Below are 3,440 nucleotides of genomic sequence, written 5' to 3' on the forward strand. Positions count from 1 at the left end.
CTCGAAATCAAACCCTGCCCGGGCTGTGTCCCAGGTCACGCGACCGTGTCGCGCGTTTCCACAGGAGAACGAGGAGGTTGCCGCGTCCGGCGACCGTGCTCCACGTGTGCACGGACCTGGCGTGCGCGGCGGCCGGGGCGCCTCAGCTGTGCGCCGGGATCGAGGCGCGGCTGGGCCCCGGCAGCGGGGTGGGTGTCGAGCGCAGCCCGTGCCTGGGCCTGTGCGAACGGGCCCCGGCCGCGCTCGCGATCAAGGCCGGGGATCCCGTCCGTACGGCCGTCTCGGCGCCGGCGACCGTCGAGGACGCCGTGCTCGCCGCGAGCTCGCCCGACTCCGCGCCCGAGGAGCCGCCGGCCTCGCTGGCGGTGCCCCAGGCGGGGCAGGACGCTCTGATGCTGCTGCATCGCGTCGGCGTGGTCGACCCGTCGTCCCTCGACGACTACCGCGCGCACGGCGGCTACACCGCCCTGCGCCGGGCCTTCGAGCTGGGTCCCGCCGGGGTCATCCGCGAGGTCGCCGACTCGGGCCTGGTCGGGCGCGGCGGCGCCGCCTTCCCCACCGGCCGCAAGTGGCAGGCCACGGCGTCGCAGCCCGACCATCCGCACTACCTCGTCTGCAACGCCGACGAGTCGGAGCCGGGCACCTTCAAGGACCGGGTGCTCATGGAGGGCGACCCGTACGCGCTCGTCGAGGCGATGACGATCGCCGGGTACGCGACCGGCGCCCACAAGGGCTACCTCTACCTGCGCGGGGAGTACCCGCGCGCCCTGCGCCTGCTGGAGCACGCGATCACGCGGGCCCGTGCGCGCGGACTGCTCGGCGACGACGTCCTCGGCCAGGGCTACGCCTTCGACATCGAGATCCGGCGCGGCGCGGGCGCCTACATCTGCGGTGAGGAGACGGCGCTGTTCAACTCCATCGAGGGTTACCGGGGCGAGCCGCGCTCCAAGCCGCCGTTCCCGGTGGAGAAGGGCCTGTTCGGCAAGCCGACGGTCGAGAACAACGTGGAGACGCTGGTCAACGTCCTGCCGATCCTGACCATGGGCGCCCCGGCGTACGCGGCGATCGGCACCCGGCGCTCCACCGGCCCGAAGCTGTTCTGCGTGTCCGGGAGTGTGGAGCGGCCCGGTGTCTACGAGGTGCCGTTCGGCGCGACGCTGGGCGAGGTGCTCGCCCTGGCCGGGGTGCGCGAGGGACTGCGGGCGGTGCTGCTCGGCGGGGCGGCCGGCGGTTTCGTACGGGCCGACGAGCTGGACGTGCCGCTCACCTTCGAAGGCACGCGGGAGGCGGGCACGACGCTCGGCTCGGGGGTCGTCCTGGCCTTCGACGACAGCGTGCCCCTGCCCCGGCTGCTGCTGCGTATCGCGGAGTTCTTCCGGGACGAGTCGTGCGGGCAGTGCGTGCCCTGCCGCGTCGGGACGGTGCGGCAGGAAGAGGCGCTGCACCGGATCGTGGAGCGCACGGGCGCCGACGCCGCAGGCGACATCGCGCTGCTGCGGGAGGTCGGCCGCGCCATGCGGGACGCCTCGATCTGCGGTCTGGGTCAGACCGCGTGGAACGCCGTGGAATCCGCCATCGACCGTCTGGGGGCGTACGAATGACCGTCACACCGCTGGGGATCCCGCGCCGCGTGCTGGAGTTCACCATCGACGGCGAGGAGGCCCGGGTCCCCGAGGGCTCGACGATCCTGGACGCCTGCCGGGCGGCCGGGAAGGACATCCCGACCCTGTGCGAGGGCGACACCCTGCGCCCCAAGAACGCCTGCCGGGTCTGTGTCGTCGAGGTCGAGGGGGCCAGGACGCTCGTCCCTGCCTGCTCCCGCAAGGCCGAGCCGGGGATGGAGGTGCGCACGGACACCGAGCGCGCCCGGCACAGCCGCAAGGTGGTCCTGGAGCTGCTCGCGTCGTCGGTCGACCTGTCGACGACCCCGAAGGTCGCCGGGTGGCTCAAGGAGTACGAGGCGAAGCCGGACCGCTTCGGCCCGCACGCGGCGCGGCTGAACGAGGAGCCGAGGGTCGACAACGACCTGTACGTCCGTGACTACGACAAGTGCATCCTCTGCTACAAGTGCGTGGACGCCTGTGGCGACCAGTGGCAGAACTCCTTCGCGATCTCGGTCGCGGGGCGCGGCTTCGACGCCCGGATCGCGGTGGAGCACGACGCGCCGCTGACCGACTCGGCGTGCGTGTACTGCGGGAACTGCATCGAGGTGTGCCCCACGGGCGCGCTGTCCTTCAAGTCCGAGTTCGACATGCGGGCGGCGGGTACGTGGGACGAGACGCGGCAGACGGAGACGACCACGGTGTGCGCGTACTGCGGAGTGGGCTGCAACCTGACGCTGCACGTGCAGGACAATGAGATCGTGAAGGTCACCTCGCCGCACGACAACCCGGTGACCCACGGCAACCTCTGCATCAAGGGCCGCTTCGGCTACCAGCACGTACAGAACCGGGACTGATCAGGACATGGGACGAGTCACGGAACGACGCAAGGTGATCCGCATCCGGGACGGGGTGGTCTCCAGCCGCCCGGACACGCTCGTCGCCGAGGAGCCGATGGAGATCCGGCTCAACGGCAAGCCCCTGGCGATCACCATGCGCACACCGGGTGACGACTTCGCGCTGGCCGCGGGGTTCCTGGTGAGCGAGGGGGTGCTGGGCGCGCAGTCGGATCTGCGGAACATCGTCTACTGCGCGGGCGCCACGGCCGACGGGGTGAACACGTACAACGTGGTCGACGTGCAGACGGCCACGGACGTGGTGGTCCCCGACATCACGCTGGAGCGCAACGTCTACACCACGTCCTCCTGCGGGCTGTGCGGCAAGGCGTCGCTGGACGCGGTGCGCACCACGGCCCGGTGGCCCGTCGCCGACACTCCCCCGGTCCGGATCTCCCCCGAGCTGCTCGCGAGCCTCCCCGACCGGCTGCGCGCGGCCCAGCGGGTCTTCGACCGGACCGGGGGCCTGCACGCGGCGGCCCTGTTCTCGGAAGAGGGCGAGCTGCTGGACGTCCGGGAGGACGTGGGCCGGCACAACGCGGTCGACAAGCTGGTCGGCCGCGCCCTGCAGAACGGGGAGCTGCCGCTGTCGCGGGCGGTCCTGCTCGTGTCGGGCCGGGCCTCCTTCGAGCTGGCGCAGAAGGCCGTGATGGCGGGCATCCCCGTGCTGGCGGCCGTGTCGGCCCCGTCCTCTCTGGCGGTGGACCTGGCCGCCGAGTCGGGCCTGACGCTGGTGGGCTTCCTGCGGGGCAGCTCCATGAACGTGTACGCGGGTGAGGACCGGATCGCTGTGCGGGCCGCGGCCGCCCAGGGCTGAGCAGGTCCTTCCCGCGACACGGCGGCGGGGCCCCGACCGGCGGGGAGCGCCCCCTGCGCCGCAGGGGCCCCGTCTCGGCTTGCCCCGGCGAGGCCCCGGGGACCGGTCTGGGCGTGCCACCGCCAG

3 protein-coding genes are annotated in these 3,440 nt (G+C 72.7%); all 3 read left to right on the top strand.

Annotated features, from left to right (window positions below; genetic code table 11):
• Positions 1-23 precede the first annotated feature (23 nt).
• Genes ABZ281_RS42815 through fdhD form a run of 3 tightly spaced genes read left to right on the top strand, consistent with a single transcriptional unit; the run spans position 24 to position 3,314 of the window.
• On the top strand, positions 24-1,601 hold the full coding sequence (locus ABZ281_RS42815; RefSeq protein WP_356663481.1) for an NADH-ubiquinone oxidoreductase-F iron-sulfur binding region domain-containing protein: 1,578 nt from the start codon (positions 24-26) through the stop codon (positions 1,599-1,601).
• Complete coding sequence (locus ABZ281_RS42820; RefSeq protein WP_356663477.1) at positions 1,598-2,458, top strand: 2Fe-2S iron-sulfur cluster-binding protein; 861 nt, start codon at positions 1,598-1,600, stop codon at positions 2,456-2,458. Before ABZ281_RS42815 ends, ABZ281_RS42820 begins: the two co-directional genes overlap by 4 nt.
• A 7-nt stretch (positions 2,459-2,465) precedes the next feature.
• Positions 2,466-3,314 (top strand): formate dehydrogenase accessory sulfurtransferase FdhD, encoded by an 849-nt coding sequence (fdhD, locus tag ABZ281_RS42825; protein WP_356663479.1) that lies wholly within the window; start codon positions 2,466-2,468, stop codon positions 3,312-3,314.
• The last annotated feature ends 126 nt before the right edge of the window (positions 3,315-3,440 follow it).

It is taken from the genome of Streptomyces sp. NPDC006265 (assembly GCF_040613555.1).
Classification (GTDB): domain Bacteria; phylum Actinomycetota; class Actinomycetes; order Streptomycetales; family Streptomycetaceae; genus Streptomyces.

Excerpts from the sequence above, each read along its gene's own strand:
- ABZ281_RS42820 (WP_356663477.1), top strand. The coding sequence starts at position 1,598 with ATGACCGTCACACCGCTGGGGATCCCGCGCCGCGTGCTGGAGTTCACC.
- fdhD (WP_356663479.1), top strand. The coding sequence starts at position 2,466 with ATGGGACGAGTCACGGAACGACGCAAGGTGATCCGCATCCGGGACGGG.